Consider the following 16629-nt stretch of genomic DNA (forward strand, 5'->3'; position numbering starts at 1 on the left):
TCGCTCTCCGCTCACTTGACCTGGAAGCCGCCGGTGCCGCCGGGCGCCGGCGTCACGCCTTCGTTCATCATCTGCGTCTGCCGCTCGGTGAGCGGCACGTCGGGATGCCCGGAACCCTCCAGCTGTCCGTTCGCGAAGAATTCGGCGCGGCTGGGCGGCACGAAGTTGTCGGTGGGCAGCGTGAGCTGGCCGGACGGCAGCGGCTTGACCAGCCGGGCGGTGACCACGAACATCAGCTCGGAGCGGTCGGTCTGGAACTCGCTGCTTCGGAACAGCGCGCCCAGGATCGGCACCTCGCCGAGCACCGGGAAGCGCTTGACCGTTTCGGTCATGTTGTTCTTGATCAGGCCCGCGATCGCGAAGCTCTGCCCGTCCATCAACTGCACCGTGGTCTGAGCGCGCCGCGTGGTGAAGCTCGGCAGGATCGAGGTCTGCCCCCCGATCGTGGTGAACGGCGAGCCGGTTTGCGACAGCTCCGACACCTCGGGCGCCACCCGCAGGTTGATCCGCCCGCCGTCGAGCACGGTTGGCGTGAACTTCAGCCCCACGCCGAACTCCTTTTCCTCGAGCGTGATCGTGGTGCCGCCCGTGGTGTCGTTGGCGCGCGCGACGGGGATGAAGATCTTGCCACCCGCCAGGAAGCTGGCCTCCTGCCCGCTGATCGCCACGATGTTCGGCTCGGCCAGCACCCTCACCAGGCCATCCTGCTTCTCGGCGTCAAGTTGCAGCGAATTGCCTCGCGTGGCGATTCCGAGCAGGCCCGAAGAATTCGAAAGGAAGTTGCTCAGGATGCTGTAGCGCCAGTCGCCGTTGGTGCGCGTGCCGTTGATACCCACGCCGAGCTTGTCGAGCAGGTTCTTCGACAGTTCGGCGACCTTGACCTCGAGCATCACCTGCTGCGGCTGCGCGATCCTCATCATGTTGACGATCTTGGGGCCGGTCTGGCCCCCGGCCATGCCCTGCTGTCGGGACTGGGTGATCGCGAGCACCTGCCCCTGCTGCGCCTGAGGAATCCCGGCCTGGATCGGCGCCTGAACCCCGAAAGCGTAGCTCCGTGCGAAGGCCTCTGCAATCGACACCGCATGGTTCGCCTGCAACGCGCTCGACACCTCGCCGGCGAGCACCACCGAATCGGCCGCGGTCTTCACGACGATGCCCTGCTCGTTCGGCAGCAGCTCGCGCAAGCGGTTCTGCAGCGCGCCCGAGTCGATGCCCACCGCCACGTCCACGATCGTGGTCGGGCCGTTGCGGCTCCACAGGATCACATTCGTCGACCCGTAGGTCTTTCCGAGCAGGTACAGCTCGCGCGGATTGATCAGCGTGACGTCGGCGACTGCGGGGTTGCCGACCGAGATCCGGGAAATCGGCGCCGGCAGCCTGACCAGGGTCGACTTGCCGATCGTGAGGCTCATCGCCGGGCCGATCTCGGCCGGACCCGCCTCGTAGGGGGCGGCGGAGGCGCTGGCGGCGCCCGCCGGCGCGGACGCTGCCGGCCGTTGAGCCGCGCGCGCCGCCGGCTTGGCCGGGCTCGCGACACCGGTCGTGCCCCGCATGATCACGCCCGACTCGACCGCGGTCTGGGCGAGCTGCTGCTGGGCAGAGGCAGGCACGGCGAAGGCCGCGAGCAACGAGACCGTCAGAACGCTGGAAAACCGATTCATGTCGAACTCCCTATCCCGTGTTCTTCTTAGAACTGCGCCGTCGAGCGCTGCACCCCGCGAATCACCTCGACGGTCTCGGGCTGAGGCGCGGGCTGCCGCACGATCCGCGGCGGCCGGGGTTTCGGCTTGGGCGCGGGAGCCGGCGCCACCGCGACCGGCGGCGGCGGGGGCGGCGGCGTCTGGCCGAGCAACTCGCGCTTGGTGATGCCCTCGGTGGCCGACGGGTTCTGGTCCACCTGGTTGCGCAGCACCAGCGACAGGCTACCCACGCTCCGGGCCAGGTCGAGCCGCTCGGCTTCCTCGGGCGTGACCTCGAGCGTGACCGCGTTGACCACCTTCGGCTTGGTCTCGTCGCGGCTCGCCTCCTGCGCGACCGCCAGCACCAGGATGCGCTCGAGCACGATCTTGGAGATCGGCTTCTGCTGCTCGTCCTGCGTGTTGACCATCACGTCCACGTAGTTGCCTGGCAAGGCGAAGCCGGCCACGCCAACCACCTCGTTGACCCGCACCGTGATCGCGCGCTTGCCCTCGGGAATCACGGCGGAAAGGCCGCCGCGAGTCCCGACCGGCGCGAGCTTGCCCTCGAGCACCGGTTCGCCCCGCTGGAGGCTGGTCAGCAGCACCCTGCCCTCCAGGTCGGCCCGGTTGCGGAACGCCCCGGTGGGAACCGCCCCGGCGGGCCACGGCACCACCTCGAGCATCGCCGCGTTCAGCGGCGTGCCCAGATTGACGTCGCGCGCGGCGACGATCACCACTTCCGTGGCGGTCGAGGTCTGCTGCGACAGCCAACGCGCCGCCAGGACGACCGCCGCGATGCCGGCCACCAGCGCCAGCACCAGCATGATCACAGCTCGAGAGCCCCTCATTTCGTCACCTCAAGTCGTCCAGAGAACGGGCGCCGCCGAGGTCCTCGTCCGGCGCGAAGTAGAGATCCCATGCCCAGCGCAGCGAGTCGGGATCCAGCCGAGGCTGCTCGCCGAGGAAGGTGGCGCGATCCCGGAGTTTACTAAGCACGTCGTAAGGAATAGTCGCATAAAGCGGTAAGCGGTTCTCTGCGTGCATGACCCGAATCAGGAAATCTGCCGCAAACTCGTCGTAAACGAGCCCGGCACGCGCGCAGGCCTGCCGGAAGACTTCCCGATACCCGGCTTCATCTAGCGCCCCAACGTGGATCTTGTAACCAAGCCGGCGGAGGAACGCGGGATCCCCGATGTCGGACGGCGCCAGGTTCGACGAAAAAACAACGGTCACGTCGAAGGGCACCCGGAACTTGGTTCCCGTGTGCAGTGCCATGTAGTCGACGTTCCGATCCAGCGGGACGATCCAGCGATTCAACAACTCGCGAACCGGAATCCGCTGCCGCCCCAGGTCGTCCAGGATCATCATCCCGTTGTTGGCCTTCATCTGCGGCGGGGCGATGTAGAAACGCGAGTGGCTCTCGAACTGCAGGTCGAGCATGTCGACCGTGAGTTCCCCGCCGGTCACGACGACCGGCCGACGGGTCTTCATCCAGCGGCGGTCGCCGACGGCCTGCCTGTCGAGCTTGCTGGCGGAGCCGGCCTCCTCGATCGGCTGGTGAACCAGCGGGTCGAACACCTGCACGATCTCGCCGTCCACGTGGACCGCGTGCGGCACGAAGATCGCGCCGGAAGCGGTGCGCACCATCCGCTCGGCCAGGTAAGTCTTGCCGGTGCCGCTGGCCCCGTACATCAGGATGGAGCGGCCCGAATTGAGCGCGGACCCGAGCCGCGACATCAGGTTCTCGGAAACCACCGCGTCGCCCAGCGCCGCCCGGATCTTGTCCCGGTCGATCCGCAGGCCCTTGACGCTCTGGCGATCCACCTGCCGGACGTAGTCGGCCAGAGAAACCGGCGCCGGGCCCACGTAGCGGCATTTCTCGAACGCCTCTCGGGCGCGCAGGCGGCCCAGGTCGGTCAGCGCGTAGGCGACGTCGGCGTCGAAGCTGCCGCGGCGCGGCACTTCCACGACTTTCTCGCCCCGCAGGAAATTCAGAGTGGGCTCGATCACGGCCAGCGCCACGCCGAGCCGCCAGGCGAGCTCACCGGCGCGCAGCTCGCCTGCCCGCGCGAGGTGCCTGAGCAGCAGCTCGATCAGCATCGGCTCGGGGAGATTCGCCTCCTCGAGCGTGCGGGGCGCCGCCGGCGCAACGCCCCCGGAGGGACTCATAACACTGTCATCCATCCTGCCCATTTCGCCACCAAGTAAGAGATCGTTCCCGTCGCGATGGCGACGGCGTAAGGCATTCTGTCGGCCGTTCCAGCCTTGGGATCAAACGAGGGCCCCGGCACGCCTGCACCGTGCGCGGCATATCCCGCCAAAATCACCTTGAGGTTGTTGACGACGGCGGCAGCACTCCCGCGCGCCAGCATTCTGGAGATCGCGAGAAGCCCGCCGGAAACCAGAACGAAGAGCGACACGCCAACCAGCTGAACCCAATCGCCGGTCGTCGCACCGAAGAAAGCGCCGACGACCGACAAGAGCTTCACGTCGCCAGCGCCCATGATCCTGAGCGCGTAGAACGGCAGGAAAGCGCTCATCATCGCGATCAGACCGAGAAGGGAACCCGAAACTCCGACTGCTCCCGACTCTTGCGGATCGAAAGCCCAGATCCCGACGGGCGCCGCCCCGTGCCAGGCCGCAGCGAACAACCAGCCGGCCACGACCAGAAAATTGGGGATGCGCCTCGCCCTGAGATCGGTGAAGATCGCCACAAGGAGAACAGACGCAAGCGCGAGAAAGGCGATCGTGACGTGAGGCACGCAGGTCACCTCAAGGCGTCACGGGGATGCTCGCCCGCCTCCCCGAATCAGTTGGAGGTTCGGGCAACTGCATTCGAGACCTCGCCCGCAACGAACGAGTAGAAAGCGCTCAAAGAGGCGCCCAGGTTTGTGACGGACGCGACGATCACCAGCGCAACAAGAGCACCGATTAGCGCGTACTCGATCGAAGTGACGCCGCGCTGCCTGCGGGGTCCACCTCGGTCAGTCGACGGCGCACGGTTCGAGAAAGGGGCGCCCCGCGTGGAACTCGCTCTCGACATGGTTGCATTCACGGATAACCCCTGCATGTGGCGCCCCATGCTTGAAATGGAAGACCGGATCGCCTCGCATCGAGGAACGAGGCGATCCGCTCTTGCTGACGCGCCTCAGTTGAGCGCGTTGGAGAGCGCGCCGGCAATCCTGGTGAACACCTGGTTCAGGTTGCCGCCCACCGCAGTAACCGAAACGATGATCACGACCGCGATCAGCGCGGCGATCAAGCCATACTCGATAGCGGTGACGCCTTCTTCTTCCTGCCAAAATTTCTTCACGAACTTAACCATGACAACAACTCCTCTTTGATCAACGAAAGACTGAGAGCACCCCGACGCCCCAAAAAACAGCCACCGGGTAGCGCCCCTGAAGTTACTACGGGAAACCTGTACTACTGATCAGGTATGACAAGAGTAGCCGAGTGGCGTATCCGGGCAACCCCCTGAAGCGGGGAACTTCGAGGAAAACGAGAAGGAGTTCGCGCCCGCACCATTTCTTCGCGCTCCGACCGCCTCAAGCTTCGGCCCTTCCTGGTCATCGAACCGCCCAGAGGCGCCAATCCCTCTGTGTTTCCACCAGCGTCAGACAGGCGGGAATGGGGCCGACAAGGCTGTTCTCGATCAGGTGTGTAAACCCGCTACCTTCGAGACTGTCACAGTGTAGTTTACCGCCGCCCAGATCCAGGACGACTTGCTGATAACGGGGCTTGAGCGCCCCAACCTCGAAGGCGGGGGCAATTCGGATCTCGCCCGGATTCGCGAACAACGTACTGTAGGTCGCCTGATTAAACGCCGTCATGACGACCGAACCGGGGGGCAAGTCAAATCTGACCATCGTCGCATAATTCGTATAGGTGGAGGAAAGCACCGACATCGAGAGCGCACCGAGCGTGATCGCCATAGACCGAATGGCCACGGGTAGCCTTAGTTCCGCTGTGCGCAACGCGGAAAGTGCATGGAGCGCGAACAACGGAGCCACGATTCCGCAGTAGCGCGCCTGATTCGACAGGAGAAAGAAGAGAGCAAGTACAAAGACTCTTGGCTCTGCGGCCGATCGCCCGAGCGCCCAGAATGAGGCGAATGCGAGCACTAGCATCGACGGCGCAAGCAACACGTTCACGATGCTGACATTCTCACCTACGACTATACCGGGCAATCGATTCGCGACTTGGCTAAATGCCCAAAGCACGGTCTCGAGCGCATGGCCATCAGTGATAAGCCACCATAGCCAGGCCCATAGCGCAGACATGGTCACCAGGATGCCGACCCGTCCCCTCCACGACAGAGGCAAGAGTATCGCCGCGGGGAAATAGAGAGCGGCCAGCCAGTAGCCCGTCCCGAGGAAGACTCCCGTGACAGACCATATGAGCACGCCGAGTCGCGTCGCGACCAAGGTACCCGCAAGCGCCCAGATCGTGAGGAAGATCTCTGGCCTTGCCAGTACCAGTCGTGCGGACATCGTCTGCATCACGAGCACCATGGCGACCAGCACGAGCACATCGCTGAATGGATGCCCGCCGAGGAACCGCCTCGCAGCCAAGACAAATACGAGCGCGAAGCCGGAAAATGCCAACGCCTGCAATATCCACATCGCGCCTGGCAGACCGACAGCGAACGCGAGAGCCCCGACCACCCGGTCGAATGCGGGGTACAGCGGCGCAGGCGGAAGTGCGGTGTGGACATACATTCCGGCATAGCCGTCCGCCCAAAACGCTGAAGCAAGATGGCGCAGGAGGTCGTCCGACGCCGCAGGGGGTGTCATCACCAGTTTGGCTGCAAGGACCAAGAGAGGCACGCCAACGACAGCCCACCGGTTCCGTTCGAGCAGATCCTCGAGTGTCTTGAGGAATCGCTCATGATTTGCCCAGACTAAAAGGAGAAACGGAATTGCCCCTCCGCCGGAACCCGTTTCGGCGCCGAGCCCAAGCAAAACCACCCCTAAGGCCATAGTCGCCAATACCCCAAGGCGCGACCGGGTACTCGTCGAATAGATATCAAAAAATGACCGCACCCAGGCAATCAATACGGGGCTCATCTACGTCTCCGCTCAAAAAGTCCCGGCCTCATCCCGAACACCGGTTGTGGCCGCGGGACGGCCCTCCATGCCGCTCTGCCATCGCAAGCCCATGTCGCGAAAAGCTTGCGCAACCTTGGCGTGAAACGCCTCCAAGCACCGCTGCAAATTTTTGGGCGAGACTTCAAGTGTCACAATGCGCCGCCGACGATCGGCAAGCGAAACGACAGCCAACGGTCGAAGCGGCGCCAGAATCGGAATCATGACGAGCGGCAGAAACAGCAATCGACGCTCCTGGCCCCACAAGACCACCCTCCGCAACAGCCAGCGTCATCTCGCGATCGCTCCGCAATGGAGCACCCAGACCTCCGCATCGACGTCGATGCCGACTCTGGTACCCCCCTCCCCCCCCGATATCTGCCTCCCCAGGATGAGGACCAAGTCTGGTTGCTCGGCGCACAATCGTTCCGCGCCCCCCTTGGCGATCTTGAGCGGTTGCGACTCAATCCGTCTGATCTCCTCGAATCGAATCTTTCCATCTCGACCGCCAAACGACGCGACCATTGCGGCTCGGCGTACCACCTCATCGGACAATCGACGGTCGAACATCTGCGCCGCAGCCTGCTCAGAAGAAATGAAATTCGCGCGTCCGAGGGCGAGCCATGCCAGCTTAAGGTTTTCAGGCCAGTACACCGTGCTGCCCCCCGCTATTGCCTCTCGAAGTGCGGGCATCCCTGATGAGATCCATCTCTCCTCGATGCGGGTCTTGGCGCTTCTCGAGTCGTTCAATACGAAAGCAGCATAAGAAGTCACGAGCAACACCATCGCCTTCCGCAGGCAAGAGCGTCCCTCCGGCCCACTGATCGCCCGGAGTATCACTGCAAGTGCGCTCGCCAGAATCCAGCCAAAGTAAGTGGTCATCACCTCATGAATTGAGACCCTTGAAGCGAGTACCTGCCAATTCTCGAAAACAACGTACTGGGTCGTAATCACCGCGAGGATGAATCCGGCAAAAAGAAATGCGAACGAGGCAATTCCAAATCGCTCCGGAAAGGCCCCCTGCCAGACTGGCCTTTCCACGACAGCCAACAAAATGAGGGCATGGGCCAACAACATCCACGAAACCGCCGGAACAAAGGAATAAAAACTCAACGCTGCTGAGGGAACAGCACCCAGAAAAAGCAACGCAAGTCCTCGCCTTGGTTTCCACAAGTCGTAAGCGACTGCAAATGCCGCCAATGGAGCCACCCACATCGCAACCCATACCGATCGCCATGTCTGCGCCTGCAAAACGAGCGCCGCATCCATCATTTCTGCGAACACAGAAGCGGCCACCCCAGAAACCGCTGCCATGCCAATCGCAAGAAGCAGTCCGCTCGCCGGAAGCCGTCCCAACCTTGCCGCGGCGATCAGGACGAGCACTGGCGCTGCAATCTTCGCGTAGTAGGCGCCACTCCACTCGCTTGGAAGAATGAACGGATTGCGCATGCGAGTTGCCTCGAGCCAGTCGCCATCCATCGCGCCGAAGGCGATTCTTGCGACCGCGACCGATGCGACCATGGCGAGGAGCAAGAGAAACAGCGACCTGAACCAGCTGCAGCGAAGCACGCGATTCGCCAACATCAAACAGACAGCGATCACCGCAGGAAACGCCATGATCGGATGCACCGCCAGAGCGACGGATACCAAGGCAATGCCGATCCAGGACCTATTCGCGCCGATTGCGAGCAACCCGAGCAGGCTGAGCGGCTCCGCAAATGTTCGGGCTGTAACAAAATTCTCTGCGAGTCGGAATACAAGAATCTCGCCGTACCAGTGTGGCATCAAGGTCAAGACGGGCGCCACAGCCCAGAACAAGCCGCGCGGCACCAGTCTCACACCCCATAACAGGGCAGCGGCCGCCCAGGCCAACTGACCGATAGCGAACATCACCCACGCGCCCGGCACGATCCCAAAGTACTTGATCGCCACCGCATATAGGCGCCCAAAGACGCTGACCTCGAATGGGGATCCTTCGAGGAAGAAGAGATCCTGCCGTATTGCCGAAGGGCCCAGTCGATAGAGAGCTTCGGCCGTGTAGAAAATCGAATCGTGTGTGATGCCCCCAAAAGGATGGACCAGCATCCAGATGGAAACAAAGGCCAGCCACACGAAGGGGCTGCGTAGCAGCCCTTTCCGTTCAGGGCCAACCTGCCCGGATTCCCTCAGTGGCGTCATGCTCCGTGTCCAACATCAGGCCCAGTTACGCAAATAGCTCTGTCACAAGAAGCGCCGGCGACTTTGACGCCCCCTTGCAGCTAGAACGACGCAGCAGATTTGCATCGCTGCGAGTTTGAAGGATGCCACGACGCCAGACGGAGCCCCCAGTTGCGGGAGCAAAGGGTCCAAAGGGAAGCGGAGCCGAATACCGGGGCGATCGACGTTTCGTGAAATACTCGCACCTCAGATGTACGACATCGTGTTCAAATATGACGGTTGCGATCGACAAATAGTTCCAGCCTGTGGGCACAGCACGATCCCCGTTTCGTTTCACCGATGCAAACTCAAGCGGTGGCTCCGCACCCGTACCCGCCATCGCCGTACTCGTCCCTTGCCATAACGAGGCCCAGACGGTCGCAGGCGTCATAGCAGCCTTCAAGCAGGCTCTCCCGACCGCCAGCGTCTACGTATACGACAACCGATCGACCGACGGCACGGCCGCGGTCGCCGCTGCGGCGGGTGCGATCGTCCGCAAGGAACCTCGCCCCGGCAAGGGGAATGTCGTTCGGCGGATGTTCGGAGACGTGGAGGCCGACGTCTACATCCTCGTCGACGGCGACGGTACCTACGACGCCTCCGTAGCGCCGGAGATGGTGAAGCTTCTCGCAACCAGCATGCTGGACATGGTCGTGGCAAACCGACAAGGGGTCTACGCGAACGCCCATCGCGCTGGCCACGGCTTCGGAAACCGCGTGTTCAATGCCTTCTATGGCGCGGTCTTCGGGCCGGAGTTCCGAGACATCTTTTCCGGTTATCGCGCTTTCTCTCGCCGCTTCGTCAAGTCTTTCCCAGCCGTCTCCCACGGCTTCGAGATCGAAACCGAGATGTCGGTGCACGCCAGTCAGCTCAGGCTGCCGGTGGCCGAGATCGAGGCGCCTTACGGCGAGCGGCCGGAGGGGTCGGTCAGCAAACTGAACACCTTCCGCGATGCAGTGCGGATTCTCCGGATGATGCTGATCCTGTACAAGGAGGTCCGCCCGGCCCGATTCTTCGGGTACATTGCTGCCGCGCTGTTCGGCATAGCGGTACTTCTTGGCATCCCACTGATCGAGACCTTCCTACAAACGGGTCTCGTTCCCCGCTTCCCGACCGCGATTTTGGCCACAGGACTAGCGGTGCTGTCTGCGATCTCGCTGACCTGCGGGCTGATCCTCGACAGCGTGGCGCGTGGCCAACTCGAGCAGAAGCGCTTCGCCTACCTAGCGCAGACGGACGGACGATGAGTGCAGTGGACTCCGGGGGCTTCAGCTATTCCGGTCGTGACAACTTGGAGGCGATGCGCCTCGCCGTCCGCTATAACGCGTTCCTGGTCGACCTAATTGGGGCACACGCTGCCCCGGTCGACCGCATTCTCGACTTCGGGGCCGGCCTTGGGTTGTTCGCCGAGGCGTTGCGGGCGCGCGGACACCAGGTATCGTGCCTCGAGGTCGACGATGAACTTGCGCGAGGACTCGCTGACCGGGGTTTCCGGGCGGTTCGCTCGCCCGACGAACTCGCCGACAGTAGTATCGACTACCTTTACTCGCTGAACGTGCTCGAGCATATCGACGACGAGGTCGCGGCGCTCTCCGCACTGATGCCTAAACTGCGACGGGGCGCCCGCTGCCTGATATACGTACCGGCGTTCCCCATTCTCTACAGTGCGATGGACCGGTTGGTCGGCCATCATCGCCGCTACACCGCCGGGAGCCTTCGCGCGGCGCTCGAGGGGGCCGGGCTTAGCGTCGAGCGCGTGGAATACGCCGACTGCCTCGGCTTTCCTGCATCTCTTGCATATCGGATGCTGGGGGGGGACGGCACGCTGAGCCCGGCGTCGGTGGTGGCCTACGACCGATGGGCGTTCCCGGCGAGTCGCGCCATCGATCGGCTCACCCGACGATGGTTTGGCAAGAACGTATTCGCCGTGGCACGCAAACGCTGACCTCGGCAACAACATTCGCGCGGGTCAATCTCGGAAGACGAACAGCCTGTAGCCTGCGAAGCTCAGCAGCATGGAGACCATTGTCGCGAGCACGATGGCCAACACCACCGACCCGATCGCCCCGACAAGCGCCGAGTAGATGCCGTAGTTGATGGACGCAGCCGCGAGCGCGACGGCGGCATAGCGCGACAGGCCAGCCGGCCCGCGACCGCCGCTCCCGCGAAAGGTCAACCGCCCATTGGCGATCCAGGTGATGAATATCGCAAGAGCCAGACCAGGCCAGCGGGCGAGACGAGGCCCCCAGCCGAGTTCGACGAGCGCTGTGGTGATACCGGTATCGACGACAAATCCAGCCACGCCGACGAGCGCGAACCGGCCGAACTGGGCCGCAAATCGAGACAGCATGATGGGAAAGCTCGCTGACGCGTTTCAGTGCACCACCCGCTCGAACCTGAACCCCCCGCCCTCGAAGTCCACCGGAATCACGTCCCCCGGCCCGTACCGCCCCTCCAGCACCAGCTTCGCGATCGGGTTCTCGATCTTCTGCTGGATCGCGCGCTTGAGCGGCCGCGCCCCGTACAGCGGATCGAAGCCCACCTTGGCGATCTCTTCTAGCGCCGCGTCGCTCACGTCGAGCGACATCTCGCGCTCGGCAAGCCGCTGCTCCAGGCCCTTCAGCTGGATCCGGGCGATCGACGCGATGTGCGAGGCGCCCAGCGCGTGGAAGACCACGATCTCGTCGATCCGGTTGATGAACTCGGGGCGGAAGTGCTGGCGCACCTCGACCATGACCGCGTCCTTGATGATCTCGGGGTCGTTCATCGTCGCGTCCGCGCTCAGGCGCTGGATCTCGTGCGAGCCCAGGTTCGAGGTCATCACGACCACGGTGTTGCGGAAGTCCACGGTGCGGCCCTGGCCGTCGGTGAGCCGGCCGTCGTCGAGCACCTGCAGCAGCACGTTGAACACGTCCGGGTGGGCCTTCTCGACCTCGTCCATCAGGATCACGCTGTACGGCTTGCGGCGCACCGCCTCGGTCAGGTAGCCGCCCTCTTCGTAGCCCACGTAGCCCGGGGGCGCGCCGATCAGCCGCGCCACCGAGTGCTTCTCCATGAACTCGCTCATGTCGATGCGGATCAGGTGCTCTTCGCTGTCGAACAGGAACTCGGCCAGCGCCTTGCACAGCTCGGTCTTGCCGACGCCGGTGGGCCCCAGGAACAGGAAGGAGCCGTAGGGACGGCGCGGGTCGGAAAGCCCCGCGCGCGAGCGGCGGATCGCGTCGGACACCAGGCGCACGGCTTCGTCCTGGCCGACCACCCGCTTGTGCAGGAAGTCTTCCATCTTCAGCAGTTTCTCGCGCTCGCCCTGCATCATCTTGCTGACCGGGATGCCGGTGGCGCGAGACACGACCTCGGCGATTTCCTCGGCGCCCACCTGGGTGCGCAGCAGCTTGGGCTTGGCCGACGCGCCGGCCGCGCCCGAGGCCTCGGCCTCGGTGACCGCCTTCAGCCTGCCCTCGAGCTCGGGCAGCCGGCCGTACTGGATCTCGGCCAGCTTGTCGAACTGGCCCTTGCGCTGCAGCTCGGCCATCTGCGCGCGCAGCTGGTCGATCTCGGCCTTGATCTGGGCGCTGCCCTGCACCGCGGCCTTCTCGGCGCGCAGGATCTCGTCGAGGTCCGCGTATTCCTTCTCGAGGCGCCCGATCTCGGCCTCGATCAGCTCGAGCCGCTTCTTCGAGGCCTCGTCGGTCTCTTTCTTGACCGCCTCGCGCTCGATCTTCAGCTGGATGATGCGGCGGTCGAGACGGTCCATCGACTCGGGCTTGGAGTCGATCTCCATCTTGATCCGCGAGGCCGCCTCGTCGATCAGGTCGATCGCCTTGTCGGGCAGGAAGCGGTCGGTGATGTAGCGGTGGCTCAACTCGGCCGCGGCCACGATCGCCGGGTCGGTGATCTCCACGCCGTGGTGCACCTCGTAGCGCTCCTGCAGGCCTCGCAGGATCGCGATCGTGTCCTCGACGCTGGGCTCGCCGACCAGCACCTTCTGGAAGCGGCGCTCGAGCGCGGCGTCCTTCTCGATGTACTTGCGGTATTCGTCCAGCGTGGTGGCGCCCACGCAGTGCAGCTCGCCGCGCGCCAGCGCCGGCTTGAGCATGTTGCCGGCGTCCATGGCGCCCTCGGCCTTGCCGGCGCCGACCATCGTGTGCAGCTCGTCGATGAAGACGATCGTGCGGCCCTCCTCGGCGGCCAGCTCCTTGAGCACCGCTTTCAGCCGCTCCTCGAACTCGCCGCGGTACTTGGCGCCGGCGATCAGCGCGGCCATGTCGAGCGACAGCACGCGCTTGTCCTTCAGCGTCTCGGGCACCTCGCCGTCGACGATGCGCTGGGCCAGGCCCTCGACGATCGCGGTCTTGCCGACGCCCGGCTCGCCGATCAGCACCGGGTTGTTCTTGGTGCGCCGTTGCAGGATCTGGATCGCGCGGCGGATTTCCTCGTCGCGCCCGATCACCGGGTCGAGCTTGCCCTGGGCGGCGCGCTCGGTCAGGTCGATCGTGTACTTCTTCAGCGCCTCGCGCTGGCCCTCGGATTCGGGGTTGTCCACGCTGGCGCCGCCGCGCACCGCGTCGATCGCGGCCTCGAGCGCCTTGCGGGTCATGCCCGCCTGCCTGGCGATGTCGCCGGCTTCGCCCTTGTCCTCGGCCAGCGCGAGCAGGAACATCTCGGTGGCCACGAACTGGTCGCCGCGCTTGAGCGCCTCCTTCTCGGTCAGGTTCAGCAGGCTGACCAGCGAGCGCCCGACCTGCACGTCGCCGCCTGCGCCCGAAACCTGCGGCAGCCGCTTGATCGCCGCCTCGGCGGCTGCCTTCAGCGGCGGCACCCGCACGCCGGCGCGCTCGAGCAGCGCGCGGCCCGAGCCGTCGGGCTGGCCGACGATCGCCGCGAGCAGGTGAACCGGCTCGATGAACTGGTTGTCGTTGGCGAGCGCCAGGCTCTGGGCGTCGCCGAGGGCCTGCTGGAACTGGGTGGTGAGCTTGTCGAGGCGCATGGGCGGAGGATCCTGCGGTTCTTCGTGATGGGCGGATTCTGGGCCGCACGGGCGGCCGCCGGGTTGATCTCGATCTGGGGGCCGGCGGATCGGATTTCAAGGCGCCAGCGCAGCTTGCGGCCGGACCGATAAAGGACTAAATTCGGTTCTATCGACCGGAGCCGCCCCGATGCGCTACTCGACCCGAATCAAACCGATCAGCTACCTGAAGGCCCATGCCGCCGAGGTGCTCGACAATCTGCTCGAGGCGCGCGAGCCGCTGATCATCACGCAGAACGGCGAGGCCAAGGCGGTGATCCAGGACATCGCTTCCTACGAGGAAACCCAAGAGACGCTCGCCTTGCTGAAGATCCTCGCGCTCGCGAACCGGGAGATCGAAGAGGGCAAGACGCTGCCTGCGGAAGAGGTCTTCGAGCGGCTTCGCGCGCGGATACCGGAACGCTGAACCCCCGGCGGCACGCCGAATGTCGTTCGAAGTCCGGTTCACGCGGGGGGCCGAGCGTGATCTGCACGAGATTCACGGCTACATTTCCTCGTTCGACTCGCCGGCCAACGCCGACCGTCTGGTCCAGCAGCTTCAGGCGGTCTGCGATGGCCTCGCCCGATTCCCGGAGAGAGGCTCGCACCCTCGAGAGCTGCTCGAACTCGGAAGCCGTGAATACCGGCAGGCGATCTCCGGACCTTACCGAGTCGTTTACCGGGTCGTCGACCGCAAGGTGATGATCCTGCTGATCGCCGACGGCCGCCGCGACATGCGTTCGCTGCTGGCCCGTCGGCTGCTCGGCGCCTGATCCCAGTCCAAGACCTGATCCATACCAGGACCACACCCCGCAAACCACCATGTCCCACCTGTTCACGCCCCTCAAACTCCGCTCGCTCACCCTGCCCAACCGCATCGTGATCTCCCCGATGTGCCAGTACTCGGCCGTCGAGGGCCGGGTGCAGCCCTGGCACCACGCCCACCTGGGCACGCTGGCGATCAGCGGCGCCGGCATGCTGATCGTCGAGGCCACCGCGGTGGAGCCGGCCGGCCGGATCACCCCGGGCTGCGTGGGCCTGTACGACGACGCCACCGAGGCCGCGATGGCCGACCTGGTGCGCATGCTGCGCAGCGTGAGCCCGATTCCGCTGGCCCTGCAGATCGGGCACGCCGGCCGCAAGGCTTCCAGCGGCCGCCCCTGGGAGGGCGGGCGCCTGATCCCGGCCTCGGGCGGCGGCTGGACGCCGGTGGCGCCCAGCGCCACGCCGATCGGCGACGACGAGCCCGCGCCGCACGCGATGAGCGTGGCCGAGCTCGACGCGCTGAAGGAGCGCTTCGTGCAGGCCACGCTGCGCGCGGACCGCCTCGGCTTCGACGCGATCGAGGTGCACGGCGCGCACGGCTACCTGCTGCACCAGTTCCTGTCGCCGATCGCGAACAAGCGCACCGACCAGTACGGCGGATCGCTCGAGAACCGGATGCGCTGGCCGCTCGAGGTCTTCGAGGCGATGCGCTCGGCCTGGCCCGCCCACAAGCCGATGGGCATGCGCATCTCGGCCACCGACTGGCGTAACGACCTGCCCGAGGGCGATCGCTGGGACGTGCCCGACGCGATCGTGTTCTCGCAGAAGTGCGAGAAGATCGGCGCCGACTGGATCGACGTGTCCAGCGGCGGCGTGTCGCCGCAGCAGAAGATCACGATCGGCCCCGGCTACCAGGTGCCCTTCGCCGAGGCGGTCCGCCAGCAGGTGAAGATCCCGGTCATCGCGGTGGGTCTGATCACCGAGCCGCGCCAGGCCGAGGAGATCCTCGCCTCGGGCAAGGCCGACATGGTGGCGCTGGCCCGCGGCATGCTTTGGAACCCGCGCTGGCCGTGGCAGGCCGCCGCCGAGCTCGACGGCACCGTGGAGGCGCCGCGCCAGTACTGGCGCAGCCAGCCGCGCGCGCACATGGCGATCTTCGGGCAGACGACGTTCGGCCAGCGATGAGCGGCGCGCGTCGGGCGGTCGTCTTCGACATGGACGGCCTGATGCTCGACACCGAGCGGGTCGCGCTGGAATGCTGGCTGGACACCGCCCGCGATGCCGGCTGGGAGATCACCCGCGACGACTGCCTGGCCATGGTCGGGCTCGACCAGCGGGCTTCGGAGCGGGCGCTGATGCAGCGGGTCGGGCAGGACTTTCCGTTGCGCGAGATCTCGGACCGCGCGAAGGAGGTCTACCTGCGCCGACTGAGAAGCGAAGGAATCGGCCTGAAGCCGGGCCTGACCGCGCTGCTCGACTGGCTGGCCGCGCATTCGGTGCCGGTTGCGGTGGCCACGTCGACGCGGCACCTGCTGGCGGTCGAAAAGCTCGAGCTCGCGGGCCTGAGCCGGCGCTTCGAGGTCGTGGTCTGCGGCGACCAGGTGCCGGAGGGCAAGCCGGCGCCCCACGTGTACCTCGAGGCGGTCGCGCAGCTCGGTCTCCAGCCGGCCGCCTGCGTCGCGCTCGAGGATTCGGACATCGGCCTGCGCGCCGCCCACGCCGCGGGACTGGCGTGCATCGTGGTGCCCGACCTGCGCCCGCCGGCGGCCGGGTACGCGCCGCTCGCCCACGCCGTGGTGCCCACGCTGCGCGAGGCGCACCCGCTGGTCGGCGAGCTGCTGGGCCTCCCGGCAGGCGCCGAGGCGATGCCCGCCCGATGAACGAGCGAAGGGCTGCC

The 16629-nt window shown here is 65.3% G+C and carries 17 protein-coding genes; 6 read left to right on the top strand and 11 right to left on the bottom strand.

Annotated features, from left to right (window positions below; genetic code table 11):
* Window positions 1-11: 11 nt before the first annotated feature.
* The 9 genes from M6I34_RS16310 to M6I34_RS16350 form a co-directional block, all read right to left on the bottom strand.
* Complete coding sequence (locus tag M6I34_RS16310; protein WP_272486866.1) at window positions 12-1661, bottom strand: type II and III secretion system protein family protein; 1650 nt, start codon at window positions 1659-1661, stop codon at window positions 12-14.
* A gap of 26 nt (window positions 1662-1687) precedes the next feature.
* The gene (gene cpaB, locus M6I34_RS16315) at window positions 1688-2527 is read right to left on the bottom strand and encodes a Flp pilus assembly protein CpaB (RefSeq protein WP_272486867.1); all 840 of its coding nucleotides are present in this window, start codon (window positions 2525-2527) and stop codon (window positions 1688-1690) included.
* A 4-nt stretch (window positions 2528-2531) separates the two neighbouring features.
* Window positions 2532-3779 (bottom strand): ATP-binding protein, encoded by a 1248-nt coding sequence (locus M6I34_RS16320; protein WP_272486868.1) that lies wholly within the window; start codon window positions 3777-3779, stop codon window positions 2532-2534.
* Window positions 3780-3844: 65 nt separating this feature from the next.
* On the bottom strand, window positions 3845-4441 hold the full coding sequence (locus M6I34_RS16325) for an A24 family peptidase (protein ID WP_272486869.1): 597 nt from the start codon (window positions 4439-4441) through the stop codon (window positions 3845-3847).
* A gap of 47 nt (window positions 4442-4488) precedes the next feature.
* Window positions 4489-4761, bottom strand: coding sequence for a Flp family type IVb pilin (locus tag M6I34_RS18240; RefSeq protein ID WP_336254697.1), 273 nt, complete (start codon window positions 4759-4761; stop codon window positions 4489-4491).
* A gap of 66 nt (window positions 4762-4827) precedes the next feature.
* Window positions 4828-5004 (bottom strand): Flp family type IVb pilin, encoded by a 177-nt coding sequence (locus tag M6I34_RS16335; RefSeq protein WP_272486870.1) that lies wholly within the window; start codon window positions 5002-5004, stop codon window positions 4828-4830.
* Window positions 5005-5248: 244 nt separating this feature from the next.
* Entirely contained in the window at window positions 5249-6748 is a 1500-nt protein-coding gene (locus tag M6I34_RS16340; RefSeq protein ID WP_272486871.1) for a hypothetical protein, read from the bottom strand.
* Between the two features lie 12 nt (window positions 6749-6760).
* Entirely contained in the window at window positions 6761-7012 is a 252-nt protein-coding gene (locus M6I34_RS16345; protein ID WP_272486872.1) for a hypothetical protein, read from the bottom strand.
* 45 nt (window positions 7013-7057) lie between these two features.
* Complete coding sequence (locus M6I34_RS16350) at window positions 7058-8944, bottom strand: hypothetical protein (protein WP_272486873.1); 1887 nt, start codon at window positions 8942-8944, stop codon at window positions 7058-7060.
* 284 nt (window positions 8945-9228) lie between these two features.
* Here M6I34_RS16350 and M6I34_RS16355 point away from each other — a divergent pair, with 284 nt between their 5' ends.
* Window positions 9229-10209 carry a glycosyltransferase gene (locus M6I34_RS16355; RefSeq protein WP_272486874.1) on the top strand — a complete coding sequence of 327 codons (981 nt, stop codon included), beginning with the start codon at window positions 9229-9231 and terminating at the stop codon, window positions 10207-10209.
* Complete coding sequence (locus tag M6I34_RS16360) at window positions 10206-10907, top strand: class I SAM-dependent methyltransferase (protein ID WP_272486875.1); 702 nt, start codon at window positions 10206-10208, stop codon at window positions 10905-10907. The genes M6I34_RS16355 and M6I34_RS16360 overlap by 4 nt, the downstream gene beginning before the upstream one ends.
* A 24-nt stretch (window positions 10908-10931) precedes the next feature.
* On the opposite strand, the gene M6I34_RS16365 is transcribed toward M6I34_RS16360, so the two are convergent.
* Together M6I34_RS16365 and clpB are read right to left on the bottom strand one after the other, a co-directional pair.
* Window positions 10932-11312 (bottom strand): GtrA family protein, encoded by a 381-nt coding sequence (locus M6I34_RS16365; RefSeq protein ID WP_272486876.1) that lies wholly within the window; start codon window positions 11310-11312, stop codon window positions 10932-10934.
* Between the two features lie 24 nt (window positions 11313-11336).
* Window positions 11337-13949, bottom strand: a complete 2613-nt coding sequence (gene clpB / locus M6I34_RS16370; RefSeq protein WP_272486877.1) for an ATP-dependent chaperone ClpB — start codon at window positions 13947-13949, stop codon at window positions 11337-11339.
* 169 nt (window positions 13950-14118) lie between these two features.
* Here clpB and M6I34_RS16375 point away from each other — a divergent pair, with 169 nt between their 5' ends.
* From M6I34_RS16375 to M6I34_RS16390, 4 genes are read left to right on the top strand one after another with little or no spacing between them, the layout of a single operon-like run.
* The gene (locus M6I34_RS16375; protein ID WP_272486878.1) at window positions 14119-14394 is read left to right on the top strand and encodes a type II toxin-antitoxin system Phd/YefM family antitoxin; all 276 of its coding nucleotides are present in this window, start codon (window positions 14119-14121) and stop codon (window positions 14392-14394) included.
* A 19-nt stretch (window positions 14395-14413) separates the two neighbouring features.
* On the top strand, window positions 14414-14740 hold the full coding sequence (locus tag M6I34_RS16380; RefSeq protein ID WP_272486879.1) for a type II toxin-antitoxin system RelE/ParE family toxin: 327 nt from the start codon (window positions 14414-14416) through the stop codon (window positions 14738-14740).
* 49 nt (window positions 14741-14789) lie between these two features.
* Window positions 14790-15917, top strand: a complete 1128-nt coding sequence (locus M6I34_RS16385; RefSeq protein WP_272486880.1) for an NADH:flavin oxidoreductase/NADH oxidase — start codon at window positions 14790-14792, stop codon at window positions 15915-15917.
* Window positions 15914-16612, top strand: a complete 699-nt coding sequence (locus M6I34_RS16390) for an HAD family hydrolase (protein ID WP_272486881.1) — start codon at window positions 15914-15916, stop codon at window positions 16610-16612. The genes M6I34_RS16385 and M6I34_RS16390 overlap by 4 nt, the downstream gene beginning before the upstream one ends.
* Window positions 16613-16629 lie beyond the last annotated feature (17 nt).

Origin of the sequence: Zeimonas sediminis (assembly GCF_023721795.1) — a bacterium.
Taxonomy (GTDB): domain Bacteria; phylum Pseudomonadota; class Gammaproteobacteria; order Burkholderiales; family Burkholderiaceae_E; genus Zeimonas; species Zeimonas sediminis.

Coding starts and splice junctions, on each gene's coding strand:
- M6I34_RS16310 (WP_272486866.1), bottom strand. CDS start 1,661: ATGAATCGGTTTTCCAGCGTTCTGACGGTCTCGTTGCTCGCGGCCTTC.
- cpaB (WP_272486867.1), bottom strand. CDS start 2,527: ATGAGGGGCTCTCGAGCTGTGATCATGCTGGTGCTGGCGCTGGTGGCC.
- M6I34_RS16320 (WP_272486868.1), bottom strand. CDS start 3,779: ATGCTGATCGAGCTGCTGCTCAGGCACCTCGCGCGGGCAGGCGAGCTG.
- M6I34_RS18240 (WP_336254697.1), bottom strand. CDS start 4,761: ATGGGGCGCCACATGCAGGGGTTATCCGTGAATGCAACCATGTCGAGA.
- M6I34_RS16335 (WP_272486870.1), bottom strand. CDS start 5,004: ATGGTTAAGTTCGTGAAGAAATTTTGGCAGGAAGAAGAAGGCGTCACC.
- M6I34_RS16340 (WP_272486871.1), bottom strand. CDS start 6,748: ATGAGCCCCGTATTGATTGCCTGGGTGCGGTCATTTTTTGATATCTAT.
- M6I34_RS16350 (WP_272486873.1), bottom strand. CDS start 8,944: ATGACGCCACTGAGGGAATCCGGGCAGGTTGGCCCTGAACGGAAAGGG.
- M6I34_RS16360 (WP_272486875.1), top strand. CDS start 10,206: ATGAGTGCAGTGGACTCCGGGGGCTTCAGCTATTCCGGTCGTGACAAC.
- M6I34_RS16365 (WP_272486876.1), bottom strand. CDS start 11,312: ATGCTGTCTCGATTTGCGGCCCAGTTCGGCCGGTTCGCGCTCGTCGGC.
- clpB (WP_272486877.1), bottom strand. CDS start 13,949: ATGCGCCTCGACAAGCTCACCACCCAGTTCCAGCAGGCCCTCGGCGAC.
- M6I34_RS16375 (WP_272486878.1), top strand. CDS start 14,119: ATGCGCTACTCGACCCGAATCAAACCGATCAGCTACCTGAAGGCCCAT.
- M6I34_RS16380 (WP_272486879.1), top strand. CDS start 14,414: ATGTCGTTCGAAGTCCGGTTCACGCGGGGGGCCGAGCGTGATCTGCAC.
- M6I34_RS16385 (WP_272486880.1), top strand. CDS start 14,790: ATGTCCCACCTGTTCACGCCCCTCAAACTCCGCTCGCTCACCCTGCCC.
- M6I34_RS16390 (WP_272486881.1), top strand. CDS start 15,914: ATGAGCGGCGCGCGTCGGGCGGTCGTCTTCGACATGGACGGCCTGATG.